Genomic DNA, 24694 nt, shown 5'->3' with positions numbered 1-24694 from the left:
GTTTTTGCTGCCAATGGTTATTTAAATAGGCAGTGATAGTCGTTAATTTGACCGCAAAAATGACCTGATTTCAATTGAATTTAGAAATCAGGTCATTTTGGTTTAAACGATATTTACTTGTCTAACTATTTTTCATTCTCAGAATATGACTGTCCTTTATTTATCACCAGTCTGCTTTCTTCTAAGTCCGAAGAAACTTAGGAGACTCAGCATGATCAATCCCAAGAAACCAGTTGCTTTAGTCTGATCAGATTGCTCATTAGTTTGTGGTAGTTGACCACTGGCATTTTGAGTGGTTTCCTTTTGACCAGTTGGTGATTGGCTTGGAGCGGTTATTGAATTGGATAATTCAGTAACCTTGGTTTGACCAGTCGCTGATGGTGAAACTGTTGTAGCGTGTTGTTCAGTGGTTGATTGACTGCCACTTTGAGTTGCGGATTGTGCTTCAGGGACAACTGTACCTTTGCTTGAATCCGTTGAGATCGACGGTGTTACTTGGCCGTCCTTTGAATTCTTAGTAGCTGTAGGCGCTGCCGTATCGTTGCTTGAATCCGTAGTAACGGCAGGTGTTGTTGAATCCGTAGTAGTTGTAGGTGTCGTTGTATCGTTATCTGAATCCGTAGTAGTAGGCGTTGTGGTGTCAGTGTTTGAATCCGTTGTGGTCGGCGGTGTTGTCGTATCTGTTTGGGTAGTTTCTGTGGTTGAACCACCTGGCTGATTATTATCATCAGTTGTTTTTGTCTTAGTATAAGTAACATAACCCGCATCGCCAGTTTTAGCCTTAGGACCATTTACGGTAATTGTACCATTATCGTTAACAGTAGATGGAACCGTTGTTTTGTCTTGGGTATAGCCAGAAATAGTTGGAACGGGAACGTTGACGATTGTGTTAACAACCCCGGTTACATTAGTAACAATTTGATTACCGAGATTGCTTGGAATGGTAACAGTTGCCGTAACCGTTTGTGCTTTAGCGTAGTTTAATTCAATGTTATTGACACCGCCAGCAGCTAACGTGATGAACTGCGATCCGGCTAGCGTATAGTCAGGAACCGTTGGCACTGCATAGGCGACTGAAACGGCTTTACCATTAGCATCAGTCGTTGGTGCTTGAGTACCAGCTCTGTAGAAGGCAATAACTTGGCCTGGTGTACCCAGAATACCGGATTGTTCAGCGCTAGGTGTATTGATATTGTTGGTAATATCTAATTTGGCATCGGCAGGAACGTACTTGTAACCATTGATGGTAGCAGTATAAGCGGCTTTAGAAGAAGCAGTCGCACCACTGACACTTAATACATAGTTTTTACCAATTTCAGAATTGTCGATTTGCTGAACATAGGTTTTAACCGGATGATTATTAGTATCCAAAACAGTAGTGACTAATTGGTTATTGTTAGTAGTGTAAGCCACGTCAAAGGTGTAATTTAATTGACCAGTCGTCTTGTCTTGTGGTACGCCAATGCCAGTGTCATAGACGCTATCCTTGGCTACCATGGTATCGCTACTAGAAGGATAGATGACCCAGTTACCATCGCCATGATAAGCTACTTTGGTGCCGTTTGCAGTGTTTACAGACTGTGGTGAAAGGCCCAGAGGATTGGTTGAAATAACGTAAGCAATCGTTCCAACAACAGGATTGCCAGCTGAGTCTTGTGCGGCTAATCCCATAGCGCTACCTTGGACAGCTTTAGTTAAAGTATCCTGGTTGGAAATCGGTTGCAGTGAAACTGCCATGCCGTCACCGCCAAGCCAGTCGTTCATCGATGGATCCCATTTAACGTTAACGGTAGCGCTTAAACTAAAGTCAGTCTTGAAATCAACAGCATCTTTAGCGGCTGCCACACCAACTTGGACATAGTTCTTATCAGAAGGATCAGTTAATTTAACGGTATTACCATTATTTTTTTCAAACTTAGGTTGCGTTGGGTTAGTAGACCCATTTTCAACATCTGGGTTAGCTGTACCGCCAGTCGTAAATCCTTTCGCAACTTCTTGACCGCTGACTTCAACAGGAGTATTGGTCTCGGTCTTAGTCGGGTCAGTGGATGCATTACCCTTGGCATCAGTGGTCTTAACGATTGTATTAGTTTCGGTCGCTTGAGGTGTTTGAACCGGAGCCGGTGCTGGTGCAGGAGTAGGTGCTACTTTTGGATTGGCTGTTGCAGCTGCATTTTGTTTGTTATTGGTTGAATTAGCTGTTGGCGTATTTGTGGCATTAGCGCTTGCTGACTCCGTTGCATTATTTGTTGCATTTGCAGCAGGTTTGGCTGGTGTCCGCAAGGTTGCGGTATTTGATGGCGTATTAGCTGTACTTTGACTTGTTTCTGGTGCTGCATCCCCAGCTGCGTTGTCCGCAGCTTTTGCAGTGGTGCCAGTAGCCAATGAAATACCAGCTAAGGTTGCCATGGTAATCCCGATTGTTACCCAGCACTTTCCTTGCTTGTAGAGCCTAACAGTGTGTTTCTTTTCAATAAATGGTGATACTAAATTGTTTCTTGACATAGTAAAATTGCCCCTCTCCTACTTGAAACTTTCAAACAAAAATCAAAAACTATAACATTTATCCTCCGCCATCATAGTAACACAAGTTATGATAATCACAAGCTATAATAACCCTGTTATATATAATTTAAGTAATTGAAAACTAACATATATTTATAATGTGTTCAGGAACACTAGTAAGCGTACGGCAGTCAGTATGTTAATAAGTATAAAAGGGTAGCCCAAATTTTAGCAATTAATATTTTTTCACATATTAGTTTTCATATATTAGCCTAATAGTGGTTTTAAATAACAACTTATTTCTGATTTCAATTTAAAGCAAAATTATATGAAACCTCTGTACAAATTGGCAGTTACGTTAGTGTGAATCTGCAAATGGACAAACGATGATTTATTACCTATTTAAGATAGTCGTGACAAAGGTACACAGTTAATCTTGAACATCAATCTAAAAAACGGAAGTGCCTTTAAGCGCTTCCGTTTTTATCTATTATTCGCTGCCCTTAACTGGGCGTTCACCAAAGTTAATTTTTCCGGATAAGATTTCAAAATAGTCTGCTAGTGATGAAAATGAATTATCATTGCCACTACCGCCACCACCGTTATGGTAGAAGTGGGCTAATCTGGCCAGATCATCTTGATAAGTGGCACTGATTTGACGGTTGTAATTATTACCGTGATTTGATTTATCATCGGATTGGTCTTGGGACTTGTGCACAGCATCTAGTTCTTGAAGCCGGCCTGGCAGACCGTTCTTATTAGAATACTTATTATTGGTATTCTGACCATAACCCTGGTTAGTTTCAGTTTGATCATCATCTGCGGAATTCTTTACGTCATCGTTATGTTTGACGAGGTCGTTTAAGCGGTTCAATGCTGGCATGGTGTGCTGCACAAACGGGTTGCCGGAACCTGATTCTACCAAATGAACAAAGTATTCCTGAATTTTAGGGGTGAAGATCGTCGCTTCTTGGATGTTTGACGAAATCGTTTGAAAGCCTTGTTTACTGTGCTTAATAATCGTGGAACTCAGCATGGGCTTGATGAAATTGCCAATCCTGCCGGAAACGATTTTAATGTCGATCAGGTGATTATTGGGACCAATATAATTAATGATCGCGCTGCTCAAAGTAGTTGGTATTTTGGCAGTTGGCGTTACAGTAGGAGCATTGTTAATGGTGGCCCTCGGTTTAACGGTGCTGGGGCCACTGCTTACTGTGCTGGTTGACCCATAGCTAGTTGTTTCTGAATCAGACGGGATCACGGCTGTTTTGTGATAGTAGTAGTTGACCTGTTTATTAACCGGGTCGAAACTACCGCTGGTTGCGCCGATGATGTGGTCCAATTGGTAGCCGGCAATTGGCTGAACATTGGTCTGGTATTGACCGTCTGGGAAGATTCCGTGGACGGCATCGATTGTGCCAATCATTACTGTTTTAAGCACCGCGCCAGTGGCCTTGTCAATATAGTTGACGGTAACGGGTGAGTTGCTCAGGTACTCCTCAATAGCGTTTTCACCATGGTCTGGCATAGTGCCTTGGAAGATACCCATGGTAGAAATCAAGGTGTAACCAGGAACATGGCTTGGCGTTGTCGCAATTAAATCACCAGGGCGCTTGGTACTGGCCATTGGCGATTGCTGCTGGTACAGCGTGGTAGCCGTTAGAGGGGTACCTGTTGGTCCAGTATAAGCTGGGTCTTTGGCATAGTAATAAGTGATTTGAATTGGATTGGTATCAGTCGCTGATTTAACTAGCTGACCGAATTGACCAGTGGCATCGCCATCGACATGGTCAAAAACATAACCGTTAAATGGAATCGGAAAGTAATCCGTTTTGTAGCTGTCGCCAGCAAATTGATACTTGGAGTCTAGTTTGTAAGACCATAGGAGTTTATCGGGATCGTTGACGTCAACGTACTTCACGTCTAATCCGGCCAATGGCGTGTACGTTAGATTAACTGTCTGGCTGCCAGCGGAAAAAGTATCCGGCACGTCTGTTGCAGGATTGCCAACGTAGGCGTAGCCCGGTATTGCCACCGCATACTGGGTCTTGTCACCAGTATTAGCTGTAGTGGGATCAGGTTCAGAGGTGTGAATCGTTAAACTGGCGACGTTATGATCGTTAACTAAGGCTGGTGATGAAGATTCCGCGCCGTCGAAGATAATCGGCTGACGATTGGTGCTGTCGATGTACTTGAAAGTCATGGATCCGGTTACTTCAAGTGGTGTGTCTACCGCAGTAACCGTTTGCGGCTGATGAGTTTGCTGAAAGACTTTGGCCGCCGCCTGTTTTGCAGCGGTGAGTTCGGCTGCCGTTGCTGCCGGTTTGGTTGTTTCACTATCCGCGGTTGGCTTCGTTAAATTGGCAGCTGAACTGTTAGTGGTACTATTCGTCGGTTGGGTGGCCGCAGAAGAACTGGCATCAGGTTGACTTGAACTACCGTTGCGTAGTGGGACTTCTTGATTCGTTTGGGTTTCAGAAGTTCCAGCTGCTTGCGTGGTCTGCGTGTCTGAGCTCGGAGTAGTAGACGCAGTATCAGCCTGAACCTGTTGAGCTTGAAGGGTACTCAAAAGAACGGCTGAAAATAGGCTAGTGAAGAACCATTTCGTGTTATTTTTCATTAGAACTGTCGCCTCCCCAAAACGGTTGTGCATTTGGATAAAATTCAATTAACTTGGCGTGTTTGGTGGCCAAAATAGTATCGGCTAGTTCGGCCCAATCTGGTGCGGTCGGAGGATCTTGCCAAATAATTTGCGGTTGCTTGACCTTGGGCGAATGAAAATCTGAAATATAAATGTCAGTTTCGGGCTTCACAACCTTGTCGATAATCAAGTGGGCGTGGTTGAAGGAGTCCAGTGATTGAATTACATAGTCCGTGTATAGCGACCCCTCCGAGAAATCAACGCAGATGTGTACCTGGTCTTTCATCAGCTCTGGTGGAATCGAGTTGATCAAGGCAAACATATAACTAAAGTAGAGGTTAACTGCCATATCGCTAGTCAGGTGTAAATCCGTTCGCTGCTGCAGCGAGCCGATCATCTTGCGGATAGCGATGTCAAAGGTCGGGTACAAGTCGGAGAAAAACTTCATCTGGTTAGGATTGATAAAGGTGGTGGGTTCGATATAAAACGTGGTGAACTGTAAATGGATCTGCAGCAATCGGCTCCAGAGCTTATCGGTGTTCATCAGTTTGGTATCCACTAAGACGTTCTCGTGTAAAATACCATCCATGAACTGCTTTGAAAGCTGAACCACGCTTGGAAAAGAGGAAGCAGTCTGGTTTTGAATCTTGCTGCCCAAGTAGCCTTGAGAAATCAAGAAATTATATAAGTAATTAAACTCAGTGCTAGATAGGGTGATTTGATCCGCAAATAACGTTTTAAGTGATTCAAATAACTGTTTACCACGGTCATCCAGCTTAATTTGTACCAAGGCATCGTCCGTGATCTCATGCTGATTAAAGATTCGCAGCAGCCAAATCCTGAGAAAAGTGGATAATTTGGTTTCAGACGTTGGTCCAACTTCGACTGGCAGCACGTGATAAATTTGCTGAATGACTGCTGCAATGAGATCGTTAATGGACTCAAAGGGTTCTGAAACGCTGTTGTACATGGTGTAGTAGAGTTGAAACAGATGGAGCCGGATGGTAAACTCCTGATCTGAAAAAAGTGAACTAGGCTGGTAAAAATGGTGTTTTTTCAGCGTTCGTTCTAAGGATTCCAGTGCCCGGTAAAAAACGGATGAACTGAGATAATTGGCAGTAATAAACTCCCGCTTGGTATGCAGATTGTCGTAGAAAAATTGATATTCCAATGCCATCATAAACGGCGAGCGGTTTAAGTAAACGAGGGCAATCTTTTGCAACGTAAACGTGTTGAGCCCAAAGGCTTTCCAGGACGAATTGGGTGCTTCGTCAATGTAGCAGGGGGTGCCCTTCGATACGGCCGCGAGATCCGTGTTGATTTGATCGAAATACTTATGGAACTGATAATAGGTCAGATCAAAAATGTCACCAAGGTCACTCTTCGTGATGGTGAAATCAGTGCGGACATTAAATTCCGATAGAATGCGGTAACAAACGGTATCGTTCTTTGTGAAAAGATAATCATAGTTCATTTATCAATTCGCATGATTCACTATTTGACTAGTGAATGACATGCAACCCCCTAACTGCCTAACGCTAAAATTTAAATTCAATACTTGCAAATGAATACAAAACAACATTCTTCTAATCTCAGTATACCGTATTTTAACCCATAGTTTACCGACTTAGCAGTATTTAAGGTGTACCAACTATTTGGGATTTTAAAAAATTATTTCAAAAAAAAGGAACATTTAACCGAAAGATTACGGTTGAAGTTGGCATCGTCATGTAGCCATCAAGCCTGCAGATCAATTTTGAGGCTTAATTAGTAGCGCTCTATAGTGAAATAAGTCATAATAAGAGCACTAAATAAAAAGGGGATGCTGTTATGAAAGTCATTAACGTTAAGCTGGTTGTGAAGCCTGGAGAACAGGACAGATATGAGGCATTCATCGATAAGTTAGTTCAAGGCTCCCGGGCGGAGACTGGCAATGTCAGTTACGACCATTTTAAAAAGATCGGCAGCGATACGGATTATGAAATTATCGAGCATTGGCAAGACGGTGCCGCTGTTGATTTCCATAATGAAACGCCGCACTTCAAAGCCTTTTTAGCCGGCGTGGGTGATTTTCTAACTGAAGATCCCGTGATTACCCGGATGACCTATGGTGAGTAGTGGTTTCATAATTGAATAACCGGTTAGAATTCACATTACCGCGCTAAGATCTGAATGATTTTAACGCGGTAATCTATTTTTGTGAAATAATTCTCATATTCTCGTTTTTTCTTGAAAAAATTGGGAAACTATTTGGAGACACTTCAATTGTAATCTATAAAGGTATAGGTTACGCTTACGGTGTAATAAGTATTGTTATAGGTAAAGAGAGACTTATACTTCAGGATTGATTTGGCATGACTAATTTTTAGACATTCGGTAAGTAGAAATTGGACTAGTTAACTTTTGAGGCGGTAATGAATGCCTAAAGGGGGAATTAATCATGACCAGATATCGTGCAAGTAGACCTGATGCGGAACAAAAGGTGCATTTTAAACTATATAAATCTGGAACTATTTGGGTTGCCATGGGAATTGCAACAGTTTCGCTGGCCTTGTTTGGTGGCCAAGTAAACGCCTCCGCTGAGACTGCAACAACTGCAGCAACTGCAACAAGTGAGACAACGACTATTAGTTCCTCAACTGAAACTAACAGCATCTCTGGCGATAGCTTTGTTTTAAGCCACGGCCAGTCGTCTTCAGTGGACACTGCAACTACTCAGAGTGCGGACACTGAAAAGACTGACGATCAGGTCTCAACTCGAGATACAACTGTTGTGAAAACTGATCCAGCAGAAGTCCAAGCTGACTCTTCACAAGTAGAACCGGTTAAGACTGCGGAAAGCACTAAAGACACAGCTTCAGAACAGGTAAGCACAGTAACTGCTGTCAAGGCAGAGACTACTACGAAGCCAGAAACTACTAGTAAGTCAGCTAAATCAGAAACTTCAGAAATAACACCAGAAGCACTAAAAACGACCAATAATACCCAAACAACGCAAACAATTAAATCAACCGCAGCGCAACAGTCACTAAAAACTGCTGAAGCGCCCACAACGGTTAACCCGCTGAAGCCGCAAACGTTGCCAACGGGTACGATTACCTGGGATCAGACAGGGAATCCTAACGGCTGGCTGTCAAAGAATAGTACCATTGGCGGGGTTCAGGTCGATAGCGATTATAACTTAAAGGCTATCTTGGAACGAAGTTATTATTACACAATCAATGATTGGACAGGCCAAGCCAAAGTTAATCCCAATCCGGTGACGTTTATAAAGACGGCCTGGGAATTTGGAACGCCTTTTACGGAAACCTTTTACCGGACGGCTAGTGTGGATACAGCTGGTAAGATCGTGCTGTCTGACTGGCAAACCGCTGACGGTCAGTTGGCGACGACCTTTAAATATCCCAACGTGACGAGCTTACCTGATATCAAGGGGTACAAGCCAGCCCAGTGGAATCAGGGTAGCCGGGCGGATAGTCCAACGGATTACCCCTATGAGTTGATTGATGTCAAACCATTTAAACTTACCGATCTGAATGGCTGGGATGTGACAAAGGGTGAAACTGGCATTACAGCCCACTCAGATTACGTGGTGACAACTTACCTGCCTGAAAAACAGAAATGGACGCTAACGTTTATTGATTCCAGTACCAATCAGCAGCTCGATCAGCTTTCCGCTGTGAATCCTAGCGAAATGCCGATCACACCAGCTTTTTGGTCACCGACTAAATCAATTCAATACTTTGAAAATGAAGGTTACCGATTCATCAGCAGCGATTATCCAACGACTACTTGGTACATGGATACCGATTCAAACGTGACGCAAAACTTTAATTTTTACTTCACACCGAGAATTGATTACGGTACGGCGACCTCAACGCGGACCATTCATTTCACCAAACAGGATGGCACTACGCAATTAGCGCCAGATGAAATTCAAACCATGACCTACACCACAATCAAAAACGCGGTGAGCGGTAACGTGATCTACGTGCCAACTGGTGTTTATAACGCCTTTAATTCACCGATCGTAGCAGGATATACGCCGGAAATTGCGACTGTACCAATGCTGGGAGTGGGCTTATTATGGACAGCACCAGAGTCAACAACGGTAATTGTTAGATATACGCCAACAACTCCCGGAAGCGGTGGTGGAACGGTCACGCCACCAGTAACGCCAACAACACCAACAACGCCGGTGACACCAGTGTCGCCTGTAACGCCAGCAACACCCATAACACCAGTTACACCGGAAACACCAGGAACAACACCGTCAACGCCCGAAACGACCGTTGTCATTCCCCCAACGACTTCTAAAAAACAGGTTCCAAATTCAAATAAAACGCCAAAGTCTAATAAAGTAACAACGGTTTCTGACAAGAATACGGTTATTAGCCGTCAAAAGGAGTCTAACGCTGTTGCTCATGTTAAAGTGGTTACTACTGCTCAAAGGGAAATGCCCGCTAATTCAAAATTAACGCAAACTCGTCCAGCAACTCAGAATCTACCGCAGACCAATGAGGCTAACTCATCTGTAATTACGGTTATGGGAATGACTGTATTAACCAGTTTGCTGGGACTGTTTGGTTTGAAACTTAAACGGCATTACGAATAGACTTATTTTGCAAGAGTAATCAACGTAGTAAATATAAAAGTCCTGATCAATCTAAAAATTGGTCAGGACTTTTATTTTATTGCATAAAAACAGCCCGGGGTATGCAGGTACGAGGGGCTGTGATACATATTGTTTCAGCGTGTTGCTGAAACAAACCGTTTTCAGTCATAGTTTTAAACCGGGACAGTAGTTTAAAATTGTCGACTAATGCTGATTACGCTGGATAACAGTTGAAGGGATAAGGAGCAACTGCTTGAGGGGACCAGTGTAACCCGTGAAAACGGTCAGGGAAGCCGTAGAAACATACGGGTATTTTGTAACCAGTTCCGTTGAATTGATTACGGTGGCATTTTATCAACATTGACTGACAATGGCAACTAAAAACACTTGAGATTTTCAAGCTAATCTTTGGACTTTATTTTGAAACCAAGTACAATATTCTTATTCTAAAGTAGACCAATTTTGATGAGCCAGTTTTCTAAATCCCAACACAAGAGAGAAAGTGAAGACAATGTTAAAAAAATTCTGGGTAACCGTTATCGTATTGATCCTGTTATTGCTGAGCTTAGGGCAAGTTGCAAAGGCGGCGTATCCCTGTTAACCCATGGCGTTTTGAAACCCCGCAAGCCACGGTTCAAATTAAGACGGGTCCCTATTACACCGCGGTTTGGAAACGGGCAATTACAGCCTGGAACGCCAAAAAAGTGTTTAAGTTTAACATTTTGAACGGACCAGCTCAGATTACGATTCAGCCTGCTCAGGCCAACGAAGCATCGTTAGTCACCCATAATTACGTTGGGGTGGCCTATGTAAATTATGATACGACTAAACGAATCACTGATGTAAAAGTACACCTGATTCATACGCTGTTGAAGAAGTATGCTTATACGACTACACAGCGGGTCAACGTTGCCGAACATGAGTTAGGGCACGCAATGGGCTTAGCCCACAATCCGAATAAGCAAAGCGTGATGTACAAAACGACCCGGTACGTGGATATTCAACCGGTGGATGTAAGCAACGTGCAGTACCTGTACAGCCTGCCACCAGCACAGTATTTTATTAACACGACAGTGACGACAACGACGACCAACACTAATACCGATATTGCCAGCGATGCTTTGCTTAAAACGGTTTTTACTCGACAGACAAAAGAAGCTGTGCGAGTGGTTTCTGAACAGTACTGATTAGAATTATTATGGTGTAGTGGAATTTAACTTTATCATATTAAGACTTTTTTGAATAATATAATTCAGGATTATTGTGTTGATTACTGACAGAATAATGTGAGTGTATTTACGTGACGAAATCAAGCTTGCGTGCTAATATCTCATCAGAATTTCACATCCGGTGAAACTCGGCATCGGCATAGGAGAAGAGGGCGATAAAATGTTAAAAAAGCGTCATAGCGGTTTGACCGCCAAAACTGTTCAGTTACCATGGCATGTTTTGATGACCTCGGCATTGTTCTCTAGTAGTTTGTTATTGGGTTCTTTGATGTTAAATGTGAAAGCTCATGCTGAAGACAGGACAACAGCCGTTTCTTCAACCAATATTGAGCAAAGTGTGGCTGATACCCCAACGGCTGAAAGTGTCGCCACTGCGGCACCGGTGGCAGAGAGTGGCTCAGTACCGGCTACAAACAGTGCGCCAGCCAATAATGCGTCTGTTGAAAACGAGACTGCGAGTACCGTACCAACGGCTAGCAGTGCAACGACTACAACTGAAAGTGCGGTTACGCCTCAGCAGGGGGATGCTGAAGGTGTGGCAACTGAAACGCCAGCGAATCAGCCAGTAGGTGAGACTGTCTCGACTAATGAAACTAACGTAACTAGTGCAACTAATGAAAGTACACAGCCGGCGAGCATTAGTAAAACGAGTTCGCAACCGGTGACTCAAATACCTGAACAGCGGGAACAGTCAACAGCAGCTAGTACATCACTAAAAGATCGATCCGGAGTGTTATCAGAAACGGATCCGCAAGTTGCGACGCAGGCGTTGCCTGAAGTGCAGACGGTGGCACCAGCCAAGATCGGCGTTGATCTGATCAAGGACGTTAAGTTAAACGTTCCGGTCCCAACCAATGGGACGAATGCTATTACGGCAACGAACGCTTTTAACGTCACTAATGCCGCTGTAACCAACATGAAACAGTTAAATGTCCATCCGAAGATGACCACGATTGGTCAGCAGGGCTGGCAAGGCAGTACCTATGCAGCAGCGATTCCAGCGACAGCGACTGGGGTCGATCCAGCAACCAATAAACTGTATATCGACGAATGGATGCCAGACACGGGCATGCAGTACCTAACGTATATGACTAATTATCAGACTAATTACGCAACGTTTGATGCGTTTAGAAGTCAGTTCTCTAAAGCTAATTTAGCAACCATGACCGATTTCACAACTGCCAATTCACTGCAAGAATCGGGTCCGACCACCCATGCATACACTCAATTTTATGCTTATATGATGCAGGGTTGGTGGACGATGGAGGGAATGCAGTATGCAACCTCGTTACAAAATATCGATGTCCATGACTATTCGGCAGTTACTCAAGCAACGTTCGGTCAAGATGTGATTGGTAACTTGTGGGATATTTCAGCATTAGCTGGCTTGCCCAATCTGAAAGCCGTTAAAATCTTAGACCAGCCAATACAGGATATGAGTGTCCTGCGGTCGTTACCGCAGTTAACGAGCATCGATATAGGTTGGGGGCAAGTGTCTGATCCATCCGGATTGAATGTGAACTATCCGCAAAGTATTTTGCGGTACCAATATATTCCAATCAGTCCAATGGTTTTCCCCGTTGGCACAACGAGTGTTCAAATCACCTTTAACGTTGTTGGTACCGATGGACTGCCGCGTACTGTTAATCCTTATGGTGGTATTTCGTATCCTGGTGATAATGGATATAGCGTAATCGCCAGTACCGCAAATGCCGCTCGGGTAGGAACAAATACCATCGTATTCAGTAATTTATTGACACCGCCCAATGGCCGGTATGGTGTACTGACAGCGTTCTTTCCAATGGCTCAGCCCAATGGGGTTACTCAGGACGCCTTTGATGGCTACATTACCATCCCATACCTGATTTCAAATACTCGTGGGCGGGTGAACGTGAATTATCAGTATCTGCAGACGGATGGCCAGCAACCGGAGATTGGCGCTAGTGCCACCCTTACTAATACGATTGGCACAGCATTTGACCTCAACAACAACTCGGCGACTAATTTTCCAATGAGTTATCTGGTAGATAAACTTGGCTCTAAGTACATCGTCTTGAATGGCACTGGTAAATACAGTGATTATCTGGCAGGCAACGGGCAGGCAAATCGGGTTGTCACAACGGGTACCTTTGCTGCAGCAGATACTAACCTGACTGTATTATTTGCGGATACTATTCCAGCTACCGTTCAGCATGGCTACTATCAAGGTGGCAACTTTATCTCCTTTGGCCAAGATGATGAGGTGGACACAGATATTAACGGTGGGCCGTTGATCAGCAGTACGGTCAAGTCGATTCCGCACTATACCTTTTCCGGCGCTGCGGTAGTTGATCCCAATGGGGTGGTGATACCGATCAGTGCAACGACGGTACCGTACCTGATTCCGGGCTACACGCTGCGTTTGACCTACGCCCCCGTGACCGTATCGGTGCCAATCACGATAAAGGATAATTTAGGAACGGTTTTGGCAACGGGTTCTGGGATTTCAGGCGCGTACACGGCTACTTTTCCACTGACGGATTTGCAAGCACAGTTACCTAATATTTCGAACTACACGTATGATCACGTGACTAAATTAGATGGTTCAGCGCTAGGAGCCAACTTCACGTTTGGCGATGTTGAGGATGGGTTAGTCGTGATCTTTAATGCTAATACCTTAATCATTCCAGTTCAGCAGGTAGATGAAGATGGCAATCCCCTAACGGAAACGACCATTTCTGGACCAGCTAACGGTGCCTTGACACCGGCAGATCTAGCAATGCTGGCACCAACATTGCCACATTACGTGATTGATCACTTGGTGGCTGCAGATGGTTCAGCGTTGCTCGACAACTTTACGTACGCGGATATCGTTGGCGGTATTAGGGCGGTTTACGCAGTCAAACAGGTCAACGTAGCCGTTCGGGTAATGGATGAGCTGGGGAACCTCATTAGTACTGATTTGAGTATTTCGGGACCAGCCACTGATGAGCTCAACGCTACGGTGCTGGCAAAATTGATTGCAAATATTCCGGGGTACACCTTTAAAACACTGCAGGATGCGCAACGAGATGTGATTCAGCTACCAACGCTCTATGGCAGTTTACCGTCAATTTTATTACTGGTCTACACTAAGGATGCCCTGCCGGAAAATCCAAGCACGCCAGGTAGTCCAATAACGACGCCGCCAGCGGAAATTCAGCCGTGGTTAGTGGGGCACGTGATCTATGCTTTGACTACATTAAAGCTGTACAGTTCGCCTGAATTTGCAACCAGTAACGTCCTGGCAACTTACGTGAAGAAGCCCCGTATCTACCGGCCCCGGTTCATGGTGATCGGATGGGTCTATGATTCGCAAAACCAGCTGCGCTACCAAGTTCGTGATATTAATGAAAAGAGCGCTACTTACGGACTGACAGGTTACGTGGATGCTGATCCAGCCATGGTGCGCAGCGCTTACTATCAGACGCTGCCGAGTGCAATCACGGTGTTAAATCCTAAGGGCATTAACAGCTACAGCACCGCTGATCTAACGGGTAAGGTCGATCATTACAAGCAGGGGACTGTACTCCAAATCGTTAGTCTCGTGGCTGACCGGGTGGCAACCCGCTTTATTCTAGCGGATGGCAGCTACATCACGGCTAACAAACAGCTGGTTAAGATGGGTGTGGTGCCAATGCCTAGCTCAGCTAACAAATTGGCAGCGTTGAACCGGTATGACGATCTACAGCTAACGAAGCGCAATCAGCACTACCCGGCAATTGCACCGCAAACCTTCCGAATCAAGGGCTGGGATTACTCTAATGGATATAATTATCAGGTTAAATCGTTAAAACGCTATCTGGTGAGCGGTGGTTATATTACCGCCTATTCAGTATTAGTTAAGGCCCAATTTTAAAAAAAGGCATCACGGTGACCAAAGTCGGGATCGTGATGCCTTTTTGCTAGTTAGTGAGGTTTTTAATATGTTCTCACTTAAATATGCGATATGATAATAGGGGATAGTGTGAAAATTAAGTATTGAAAACTAATAGATGAAGTGGAGAGAAGTCATTTTGAGCCATTTAATTATTTCAGGCATCGTGGCTTATACGTCAGCGAATGTTGATTATTTAATTATTTTGATGTTAATATTTGGCCGCACCAAGCAGTGGCATGAACGCTTTTCAGTCTTTCTAGGCGACTTATTAGGTTCCGCATTAGTTGTACTGGTGGCTTTAGTGATGGCGTTTATCCTGCACTTTATTCCCAGCCTTTGGATGCTTGGACTACTTGGTTTAGTCCCAATCTGGATGGGTGTGCGACTGGCATTTAATGGGTCAGATGATGACGATAGAGCAACGGTCGATCAGACATTGAATGCTAAGCGAAAGCTCTTCTGGAACGTGGTTTTGATCACCATTGCCACTAGTGCTGATAATCTCAGTATTTTTGTACCCCTGTTTGTGACATTACGAGCAAATGGAATCGTGATTATTTTGGCAACGTTCCTAGTTATGCTGATAGTATTCTGCTTTGTGGGGTATGGCATGGTGAAATTACCTACAATTGCACTTTTGCTGGAAAATTACGGTCGCTGGATCACCTCAGCAGTCTATATTGGACTTGGGTTGTATGTCATGTGGAATAATGGAACGTTTAGATTTTTAATGAACTTATTATGAGTGCTAACTGCTTAGTTGTTACAAAAATAGTGGCTGATTTACTGTACTTTGGGAAGACACATCAAAGTGCAGCAAGTTAGTCACTATTTTTGTTATTTCTAATTAAGTAACGTTTACGATCGCCGAATCAACTGCACGGAAAGCCGCCGTACTTTTGCTGGTCGCTGAGGATCTTTCATGCGGTTGATGAGCGCGTCAACTGTCTCATGTCCAATGGTCGTAGTCGGCTGCTTAACCGAAATCACCGGCTGTTTAAAATAGTTAAACCACGTGATGTTATCAAAGGTTGCGACTTTAACATCCGTTCGGTTCAGCAGCTTTATTTCTTCTAGTACCACCATCAGTAAGGTATTATCACCCGCAAACAGTGCATCGCACTTTTGGTTGATCAGCAGGTCTCTCACGTAACCCATGGCTTTTAGCTGCTGGACGTCACTGGTGTAGATCAGCTCATCATCGATAGGTAACTGGTATTCTCTCAAAGCTTGTTTGTAGCCCTTTAAACGTTCCTGACCCGAAGTCTGGACACCGCTGACGACAATACCCACCTTGGATGCGCCTTGGCGAATCAGTTCTTCAACGGCCAGTTTCGCGCCGAATTCATTGTTCACGAGCACGGTATCAAACTGCGCAATTTCGGATTTAGGAGCGCGGTCAAAAAAGACCGTTGGGGTGTTACCGACTAAACTCGGATAGTCGATGGTTTCGTCAGTGCTGGCAATGATAAAACCGGAAACGTCATAGTTACGTAAAATTTTAATGGCCTGGCGTTCTTTTACTGGGTCTTCATCAGAGTTAATGATCAAAACGGTGAAATTATATTTCGTTGCTTGGTCTTGGATGGCTCGGTTGACGTCTTTAAAGAAATCATTAGCCGTGTTTGACACGATAACACCGATCATTTTACTTTGCTGTGAGCGCATATTGCGCGCAAACATACTTGGCCGATAACCGGAACGGGTGATGATGCGCTGGATGTGTTCCTTAGTTTCGAGACTAATGCCTGGCCGGTCGTTTAACGCGCGCGAAACGGTTGCAATCGAGACGCCAGCCTTTTTGGCAATTTCTTTAATGGTAATGCGCCGATTATTTTCAGTCATCAAAAGCCTGCTACTGATAACTTATAAAAAGTTAACGATTTTTCTTGCTTCTTCCTATCCCGTCTCGCATAATGCTCGCTACTGCGGTTGATATGATAGTCCACAAGCGTTAATTCCCGGCTAGCCACCGGTACATACTTTGCAGCCTGTTTTAGTAGGCTAAGGCAAAGTTTTTAGTATCCCTGATATTCAGGGCAGCATTTAAATCACGGTCATTGGTATAGTAACAATTAGGACAGTGATAAGTACGTTCACTCAGCTTTAAGCTCACTTTCTTAGTTCCGCAGTTATGACAAAGCTTGGAAGTCGGTTCAAAGCGACCGGTGAGATGCACCGGAATTCCTAATTGCTGACATTTAGTAATCAGTTTCGCTCTAAAGTTATAGAGACCTTGCTGAGCGATAGATTGAGCCAAATGCCGATTTTTCATCATCCCACTAATATTCAAATCTTCTAGAGCAACCCATTGCGGTTTGGTTCTCACCACAGTGGTAATCAGCTTATTTTGATAATCGATTTGAATATTAGTTAACCGTTGATAGAGCCGCTGCACTTTCAGCTGAGTTTTAGCTAGGTTTAAATCAGTAGCAGATCTGCCTTCCTTCTGTTTTCTAGCCTTCAGTGCACGATACTGGCGTGATAATTTTCTTTGTAGCCGTCGGAGCCGTTTCCTGATTCGCTTTAGACGACTGCTTTTGTTCTGATTACCGTAAATGGAACCGTCACTTAAGATGGCGAAATTCTTTAATCCTAGGTCAATGCCGATAGGACAGCCATCTAATGTAGGTTGAATCGGATCAACCTGTTCCACAACACAGGTCAGATAATACCGACCAGCTTTAACTTTCACCCGCCCATTTTTAATGATAAAGTGTTCGGCATCTGTAGGAATATAGCCGAATTCTTTCAACCGTATCCAGCCCAGTTTAGGCAATTTAATCCGGTGCCGTTCACAAGCAATAATTTGTTTCTGCCCGTTCTTAACGAAATAGTAGCTGCCCTGACCATGTTTAAACGAACGCCAATGCGGATAACCACTTAGCTTCTTAAAAAAACGTTTCATGGCCGTATCCGCATCAATAAACGCTTGCTTAATGGACTTGGCATACAATTCTTTAATCCACTGATCATCTGGATTAGCATCCAAATAATCATGATTAAACCACTTAGAAAACTCATAGGCGCTCATGTAGTGATAACCACACTCATAACGCTGACGATTAATATCTAAAAAGAGGTTGTAGGCCCATCGACTGCCGGATATCTGCTGATCAATCTGCCAAGCCTGCTTATCAGTTGGCTTAAGCTCAACTTTATAGGTAATTAACATCGCATTTCCTCGTTTAATTAAATTTGATGCCCCACTTTATCCAGTGGGTTCGTGATAATTATACCGGATAGATCCCTTTAAAAGTCATTTTAAGGGAATTATGAGGGAAACTATTTTTCAAATCAGTCAGGTTATTTAAGACTGTCAAAACAGCATGATACTATCCTTTTTTTATAATGCTTACGTAAGTTGGAATGAGTTACTAAATTCATTTTATAAATCTATTTTAAGGTATTTTGAATAAAAAGGGTACTTTTTTCGTAAACGTTTACGAAGTATGAAAGCGCTGTCTTGAAGCGCTTTCACGGATTCTGGAGGAAAAGGAAATTTTTACCAATCCCGATAAAACCCGTTTTATTTTCTCTGACCATGCTAATCTAATAACTGAAAGCGGTTACAAGATACATTAAATAATTTTGAAGAGTGGTGAATGACATGCTATTAGGAAGTATCGAAGCGGGTGGTACCAAGTTCGTTGCGGCAGTTGGTAATGAAGATTATCGGGTGCAGGAACGGATCCAGTATCCGACAACAACCCCAGAGGAAACGATTCAAAAATCAATTGATTTCTTTAAGAAGTTTCCCGATTTACAGGCCATTTCGGTTGCGTCATTTGGGCCAATTGAAATTCGTAAAAACGCACCATTATATGGATACATTACCGATACCCCCAAACCTGGTTGGGCAAACACCAATTTCTTGGGGATGTTGAAAAAAGCCTTTGACATTCCAGTTTATTGGACGACGGATGTCAATGGCTCAGCATACGGTGAATATACCTTATCAACGTTATTCAACGAAAAGATTGAAGCGTTGACGTATTACACCATTGGTACTGGCGTTGGTGCCGGCACCGTGCTGGATGGTAAGTTTATTGGGACTTTGGGCCATCCTGAAGTCGGTCACGTTCGCTTGAAACGTCATCCGGATGACTTAGATTTCAAAGGCATTTGCCCGTATCACGGTGATTGTCTGGAAGGTCTGGTTGCCGGCCCAACGTTTGAAGCGCGGACAGGCAAGAAGGGCCAAGACATTCCGCTGACCGATCATGTTTGGGACATCATGGCTTACTACGTTGCGCAAGCAGCCTTGCAGACCACGTTGCAGATTCGTCCCCAAAAGATCGTCTTTGGCGGCGGGGTCGTCAGTGAGGAATTCTTGAAGAAGGTACGCAAGGACTTCGCTGATTTAATGAATGATTATGTCGATGTCGGTGATTTGGATAAATACATCACCATGCCACTGGCAAAGCATAATGGTTCAGCGACGATTGGCAATTTTGCTTTAGCCTTTCGCGAAGTTAATCAATTAGTAGACTAATGATTTAAAAATTTAAAGGAGAGATTATTTATGAAGAGTTTAGTACTTACTGGAACTAAGAAAATGGAAATTAAGGAATACAACAAGCCAACCCCTAAAGCTGACGAGATTTTAGTTCACACTGCCTATGCTGGTATCTGTGGGACTGACCATGCACTGTACAATGGCCTTCCTGGTTCAGCTAACGCCGTTCCACCAATCGTTTTAGGCCATGAAAACTCAGGGATCGTTGAAGCTGTTGGTGCTGATGTTGATGGCTTCAAAGTCGGCGACCGTGTGACCGTTGACCCTAACATCTACTGTGGTAAGTGCTTCTACTGCCGGACTGCCCGCCCAGAATTATGTGACAGTTTGTCAGCCGTTGGTGTTACCCGCGATGGTGGCCTAGAAGAATTCTTCACCGCTCCAGCCAAGGTCGTTTATCACTTACCAGACAGCGTTTCATTAAAGGCCGGTGCTACTACTGAACCATTATCATGTGCCGTTCATGGTGTTCAACTCTTGAAGTTGACCCCATATCAAAAGGCTTTGGTTATTGGTGATGGCTTCATGGGTCAATTATTCGTACAATTGCTTGAAGCTTATGGTGTTCACCAAGTCGACTTCGCCGGCATCATTGACGACACACTGAAGTTCAACAAGGACAAGTTCGGTGTTACTAACATTTATAACACTACTCGTGACAAGATTCCTAGTGACTACGATGTTGTGATTGAAGCCGTTGGGTTACCAGAAACTCAAGAAGAAGCCGTTGAAGCTACTCGTAAAGGTGCTCAAGTTTTGATGTTTGGTGTCGGCAAACCTAACCAACACTTCCAGATGAACACTTACGAAGTTTATCAAAAGCAATTGACCATCCAAGGCTCATTCATTAACCCGAACGCTTTCGAAGATGCTATTGCTCTTCTTGCAAGCGGTAAAGTTGATGTATTGCCATTGATCAGTCATGAATTGAACTTCTCACAAGTTGCTGATGTACTTGAAGGCAAGGTTCCGAATGTTTCTAAAGCCGTTGTTAAAGTCAGCGACGAGAAGTAACGGACGTTGTTTCAGTAAATCAGACTAAGGAGTAATAAATCATGAAACTAACTGATTACGTAACGGGTATCCAACACGTTGGGATCCCATCAAAAGATCTAGACGTCACCATTGCATTTTACAAGAAACTGGGTTTTAAGGTTGCCGGTTTGTTCCATAACGGTGAGAACCGCTGTGCCTTCTTGCAGCTCGGTAACTACATCATCGAAACCTGGGAAGGTGATCCGGTGGTAATGAAGACCGGTGCTATCAACCATGTTTCATTAAATGCAACGGACATTGATAATGCTTGGAAGGCCGTTCATGAACTTGATGGGATTACCTTCTTGGATAAAGAGATTCAATCAATTCCTTCATTCTGGGATCATGGTATTCGGTTCTTCAATATTCAGGGACCTAACCATGAAAAGATTGAATTCTGTGAAAAACTGACAAAGTAATGACGAAAGGGCGTGAAAAAGCGATGAATGCAGTTCACCAACCAGTAACACTATCCGCACAATCTTCAAAACGTAACATTAGTATGGCAGCATCGCTAGGATATTTTGCTATTTCGCTTGTGATCAACTCGCTGGGAAACGTCCTTACGTTGGTTACTAGCACGCATATTCACCCGTCGTTTCTAGGTTCCGCGTACTGGACCGCGGCTGAATCGAACTTAGGTCATGCCTTACTGGGAAATAATTCAATGGTCTTGTTTTGGGCTTTCCTAGTATTAGGGATGATCATCTCACTGCTCAATGCAGCGTTAATGCACCACTTTGAATGGCAACGGGTTTTAGGTAACTTTGCCTTTCTGCTACCATTCTCACTATTTATTCAGTGGTTTGGTGACATTTTCAACCGCATTATGCCAAACGCTTATTCGCCAGGCATGGTGACGTTGTACGTGCTGATTAACTTCATCGGTGTGGCTTGCATGGGAACTGCCATCTCCATCTATCAGCGGGTGAACTTGGTCTTGCACCCAGCCGATGATCTCACTCAGATTCTGCGCTACCGGTATTGTCATGGTAACGTGACGCTTGCAATGTGGTTCTCCTACGTACCACCGACTATCATGGGGCTGATTGCAGTGCTCATGACGGGCAGTCTAGTCAATATTGGGATTGGTACCTTGTTTGCCTTTCTATTCCAAGGCAGCATCACGGGAATTGCCGATCGGATCGTCTTTCCGAACCTGAAACATCAGGCGTTGGATGTCGGGCGTTAATCAAATAATAAGACTCATCAGTGACTGCTGGTGGGTCTTATTTTTTGTCAATTTTAGTCGTTAAAAATGCTATACTGATGGCATTATAAAAAAGGGGTGATCAGAGATGGCACAAAAACCATTAGCAGATTACGAAAAAGATATTCCTGAAGTCACTGAACTATTGGCTAAAGATGCTGATTTACAAAAGTTCTTCACTGACTTAACACCAGGCTACCAGCGGGAGTGGGCTCGTTTTATTTTCGGGGCTAAAGCTGAAGCTACTCAACAGCGTCACATTGAACAAATGAAGGTGGTCTTTAAAGCGGGCTACAAATCAAAACGGGCGTATGATTCACGACCTAAGGAATAGGGTATTAACGAACTTCGTGTAAATGAAGTTCGTTTTTTATTGCATTTTTAAAAAAGTGATTGATTACTCACTAGTGAGTAATCAATCACTTACCTTGAATGGAGGAATTGAAATGCCTAATGCAATTATTGATTTGAAACATTTAGTTAAAAAATTTGGCAAACAAACGGTTTTGAAGGATGTGAATTTAGCGGTTATGCCCAAACAGATTGTTGGTTTGATTGGTCCATCGGGTGCTGGCAAATCAACGGTTATTAAAACAGCCTTGGGTATGGAAGTTGCGGACGGTGGCAGTGCAACGGTCTTTGGACAAGTGATGCCTAATCGAAAGTTACTGTCACGAATCGGCTATATGGCGCAGACTGACGCATTATATGATTCCTTATCTGGCCGAGAAAATTTAAAGTTTTTCGCTCAGATGAAAGGCATTAAGAAGGCTGAAATTAGCGCTTCTATCGATCACGTGGCCAAGGTGGTTGATCTGCAAGATGATCTCGACAAGCGGGTGAGCGGTTATTCTGGTGGCATGATGCGTCGACTTTCATTATCAATCGCGCTATTAGGGAATCCTGAATTACTGGTATTAGACGAACCAACTGTGGGTATTGATCCAGCGCTACGACGACAAATTTGGCGTGAGCTTGATTCTATTCGCGATGAAGGCCGCAGTATTCTCATCACTACCCACGTGATGGATGAAGCTGAACTGACAGATAAGGTGGCATTATTATTGGGCGGCTCGGTGATTGCTTTTGATGAACCGGTAGCACTTAAAATGCAGTACAAAGTCGATTCAATTGAAGACGTATTTTTGAAGGCAGAAGGTGAATTACAATGAGAACATTTGCAATTATGAAACGGGTATTAACCGAAATGCTACGTGATAAGCGTTCATTAGCCTTGATGTTTTTAGCACCGATCTTGGTTTTGTGGTTGATGAGTGTCATTTTTACGGCGAACTCCACCACCAACGTAGAGGTTGGAACAGTGGGGGTAACGACTAGCGTTTCAACTAATTTAGATAGGGTCAAGCACGTTAACGTTCAGCATTACGCCAGTCAAGCTAATGCCAAAAAGGCCATGAAGGCTGATAAAATCGATGCGATTATCCACAAGACTGGCAATGATTATAGTTTAACCTATGCGAATACGGATTCTAGTAAAACATCGGCCGTCAAAATGGCTTTCAAGTCTGCTTTGACCCAAACCAATATTAATCAAATGAAGACCCAGTTGGGTGTTGCTCAGAAAACCATTGGTAAATTACAGGCAACGTTACCAACACCAGTACAAAAGCAGATGCAACAGCAGATGCCAACACAGAAAAAAGCCGCCACTCCGCAAATTACGAACCACTATGTTTACGGTGATTCTAGTACCGGTTTCTTTGATAAAATGCTACCAATTCTGATGGGTTTCTTTGTTTTCTTCTTCGTATTCCTGATCTCAGGCATGGCACTCTTAAAGGAAAGAACCAGTGGAACGCTCTCCAGGTTACTAGCAACGCCGGTTAGACGTTCAGAAATCGTGTTTGGTTACATGGGGAGTTATGGTATTTTAGCAATTTTCCAAACTATTCTGATTGTCATGGCCACAATTTGGCTGTTAGGGGTTGAAGTTGTTGGTAATGTTATCAGTATTATCGTCATCAATTTGATTTTGGCCCTAGTGGCGCTGGCATTTGGTATTTTATTATCGACCTTTGCCAACTCCGAATTCCAAATGATGCAGTTTATCCCAATCCTGATCATTCCACAAATTTTCTTCTCTGGTATCATTCCAATGGATTCCATGGCCAGCTGGATTCAAGATATTTCCTATATCATTCCAATCAAATATTCCGGCGATGCAGTTACTGGAATCATGATGCAGGGGAAGAGTCTATTCACGTTCGGTGGTGATATTGGTGTCTTGCTGATCTTCTTAGTCGTGCTGACCTTCCTAAATATCAGAGGGCTCAGACGCTACCGGAAAGTATAGGGGGGATTACATTGAAACAAGAAATTTCAGCAAGTTATCGTGATTGGCTTGAAGCACAGGAAATGCCTAATGGTAAACGCTCTGCCATGCTATCAGCTTTGGAGTTGTTTTCCAAGCAAGGATTTGACGGGACTTCAACCATGGCCATTGCTAAAAATGCCGGTATTAGTCAGGCAACGATCTTTAAGTATTTTAAGACTAAGGATGATCTACTGACGGCAATTTTAAAGCCTATGATCGATCATCTTTTACCTGAATATCGAGAAGATTTTCTGTCAGATATCCCTAAGCCAGCTTCTTTGCGGGATGCCGTGCATTTTCTAGTCCGCAACCGGTACGAATTCGTGAAGCAAAATAAGGAAGTGGCTTTGATCTTTCTGACACAGATTATGACCAACGCCAATACCAGAGCAATGTTTCAAACATTTATGAAGGAAACCGCACCGATGTTCATCGATAATATTTACGGGGAACTAAAAAAGAGCGGCAGTTTGCGGACAGAATTAGCTCCAGTAGCGGTCCTACGAACGATTTCCGGTCAGTTATTAACTTACTTTATTCAGCAGCAAGTCTTACTGCCGGATGCTAAATTCGATGAAGATGCTGATTTACAAACGATTGAAGACTTGATCGTACACGCACTCAGTAAGGATTCCAAATAAAATGGTATAAAAATGGCCTGATTATCAGAATTAACTGGTAACCAGGTCATTTTTAGCGATAAA

General features: G+C 43.6%; 18 protein-coding genes. 13 read left to right on the top strand and 5 right to left on the bottom strand.

The window, feature by feature from the left end; all coding sequences use genetic code 11:
* Nucleotides 1-156: 156 nt before the first annotated feature.
* From FFM73_RS01655 to FFM73_RS01645, 3 genes are all read right to left on the bottom strand, one after another.
* A complete protein-coding gene (locus tag FFM73_RS01655) occupies nt 157-2505 on the bottom strand; it encodes a hypothetical protein (protein ID WP_137630047.1) in 2349 nt (782 codons plus the stop codon).
* 490 nt (nt 2506-2995) lie between these two features.
* Entirely contained in the window at nt 2996-5128 is a 2133-nt protein-coding gene (locus tag FFM73_RS01650; protein ID WP_171001153.1) for a MucBP domain-containing protein, read from the bottom strand.
* A complete protein-coding gene (locus FFM73_RS01645; protein WP_137630045.1) occupies nt 5118-6623 on the bottom strand; it encodes a BglG family transcription antiterminator in 1506 nt (501 codons plus the stop codon). The genes FFM73_RS01650 and FFM73_RS01645 overlap by 11 nt, the downstream gene beginning before the upstream one ends.
* A 356-nt stretch (nt 6624-6979) precedes the next feature.
* Between FFM73_RS01645 and FFM73_RS01640 the strand changes: the two genes are divergently transcribed.
* The 5 genes from FFM73_RS01640 to FFM73_RS01620 all read left to right on the top strand — a co-directional run bounded on the left by FFM73_RS01640 (nt 6980) and on the right by FFM73_RS01620 (nt 15636).
* Nucleotides 6980-7267 carry a putative quinol monooxygenase gene (locus FFM73_RS01640; RefSeq protein WP_137630044.1) on the top strand — a complete coding sequence of 96 codons (288 nt, stop codon included), beginning with the start codon at nt 6980-6982 and terminating at the stop codon, nt 7265-7267.
* A gap of 322 nt (nt 7268-7589) precedes the next feature.
* The gene (locus FFM73_RS01635) at nt 7590-9764 is read left to right on the top strand and encodes a KxYKxGKxW signal peptide domain-containing protein (RefSeq protein ID WP_137630043.1); all 2175 of its coding nucleotides are present in this window, start codon (nt 7590-7592) and stop codon (nt 9762-9764) included.
* A 575-nt stretch (nt 9765-10339) separates the two neighbouring features.
* The gene (locus FFM73_RS01630; RefSeq protein ID WP_137630042.1) at nt 10340-10951 is read left to right on the top strand and encodes a matrixin family metalloprotease; all 612 of its coding nucleotides are present in this window, start codon (nt 10340-10342) and stop codon (nt 10949-10951) included.
* A gap of 202 nt (nt 10952-11153) precedes the next feature.
* Nucleotides 11154-14870: a DUF5776 domain-containing protein gene (locus FFM73_RS01625; RefSeq protein WP_137630041.1), complete on the top strand. Its 3717-nt coding sequence runs from the start codon at nt 11154-11156 to the stop codon at nt 14868-14870.
* Between the two features lie 157 nt (nt 14871-15027).
* Nucleotides 15028-15636 (top strand): cadmium resistance transporter, encoded by a 609-nt coding sequence (locus tag FFM73_RS01620; protein WP_171001152.1) that lies wholly within the window; start codon nt 15028-15030, stop codon nt 15634-15636.
* A gap of 113 nt (nt 15637-15749) precedes the next feature.
* Here the strand turns inward: FFM73_RS01620 and FFM73_RS01615 are convergent, their stop codons facing one another.
* Nucleotides 15750-16736: a LacI family DNA-binding transcriptional regulator gene (locus FFM73_RS01615; RefSeq protein ID WP_137630039.1), complete on the bottom strand. Its 987-nt coding sequence runs from the start codon at nt 16734-16736 to the stop codon at nt 15750-15752.
* Nucleotides 16737-16887: 151 nt separating this feature from the next.
* Nucleotides 16888-18066: an RNA-guided endonuclease InsQ/TnpB family protein gene (locus FFM73_RS01610; RefSeq protein WP_137630038.1), complete on the bottom strand. Its 1179-nt coding sequence runs from the start codon at nt 18064-18066 to the stop codon at nt 16888-16890.
* A gap of 435 nt (nt 18067-18501) precedes the next feature.
* On the opposite strand from FFM73_RS01610, the gene scrK reads away from it, so the two are divergent.
* The 8 genes from scrK (at nt 18502) to FFM73_RS01570 (ending at nt 24631) form a co-directional block, all read left to right on the top strand.
* Nucleotides 18502-19386, top strand: coding sequence for a fructokinase ScrK (scrK, locus tag FFM73_RS01605; protein ID WP_054654205.1), 885 nt, complete (start codon nt 18502-18504; stop codon nt 19384-19386).
* Nucleotides 19387-19416: 30 nt separating this feature from the next.
* Nucleotides 19417-20424: a zinc-dependent alcohol dehydrogenase family protein gene (locus FFM73_RS01600; protein WP_137630037.1), complete on the top strand. Its 1008-nt coding sequence runs from the start codon at nt 19417-19419 to the stop codon at nt 20422-20424.
* A 41-nt stretch (nt 20425-20465) separates the two neighbouring features.
* Nucleotides 20466-20864 carry a VOC family protein gene (locus FFM73_RS01595; protein ID WP_137630036.1) on the top strand — a complete coding sequence of 133 codons (399 nt, stop codon included), beginning with the start codon at nt 20466-20468 and terminating at the stop codon, nt 20862-20864.
* A gap of 23 nt (nt 20865-20887) precedes the next feature.
* On the top strand, nt 20888-21637 hold the full coding sequence (locus tag FFM73_RS01590; RefSeq protein ID WP_137630035.1) for a DUF6198 family protein: 750 nt from the start codon (nt 20888-20890) through the stop codon (nt 21635-21637).
* 106 nt (nt 21638-21743) lie between these two features.
* Nucleotides 21744-21989 carry a YdeI/OmpD-associated family protein gene (locus tag FFM73_RS01585; protein ID WP_137630034.1) on the top strand — a complete coding sequence of 82 codons (246 nt, stop codon included), beginning with the start codon at nt 21744-21746 and terminating at the stop codon, nt 21987-21989.
* A gap of 112 nt (nt 21990-22101) precedes the next feature.
* The gene (locus FFM73_RS01580) at nt 22102-22827 is read left to right on the top strand and encodes an ABC transporter ATP-binding protein (RefSeq protein ID WP_137630033.1); all 726 of its coding nucleotides are present in this window, start codon (nt 22102-22104) and stop codon (nt 22825-22827) included.
* Nucleotides 22824-23969, top strand: coding sequence for an ABC transporter permease (locus FFM73_RS01575; RefSeq protein WP_137630032.1), 1146 nt, complete (start codon nt 22824-22826; stop codon nt 23967-23969). Before FFM73_RS01580 ends, FFM73_RS01575 begins: the two co-directional genes overlap by 4 nt.
* An 11-nt stretch (nt 23970-23980) precedes the next feature.
* Entirely contained in the window at nt 23981-24631 is a 651-nt protein-coding gene (locus FFM73_RS01570) for a TetR/AcrR family transcriptional regulator (RefSeq protein WP_137630031.1), read from the top strand.
* Nucleotides 24632-24694 lie beyond the last annotated feature (63 nt).

It is taken from the genome of Secundilactobacillus hailunensis (assembly GCF_005405185.1).
GTDB lineage: Bacteria > Bacillota > Bacilli > Lactobacillales > Lactobacillaceae > Secundilactobacillus > Secundilactobacillus hailunensis.
Note: the sequence above shows the minus strand (reverse complement) of the source record. Positions and strands in the feature narration are given on the sequence as shown.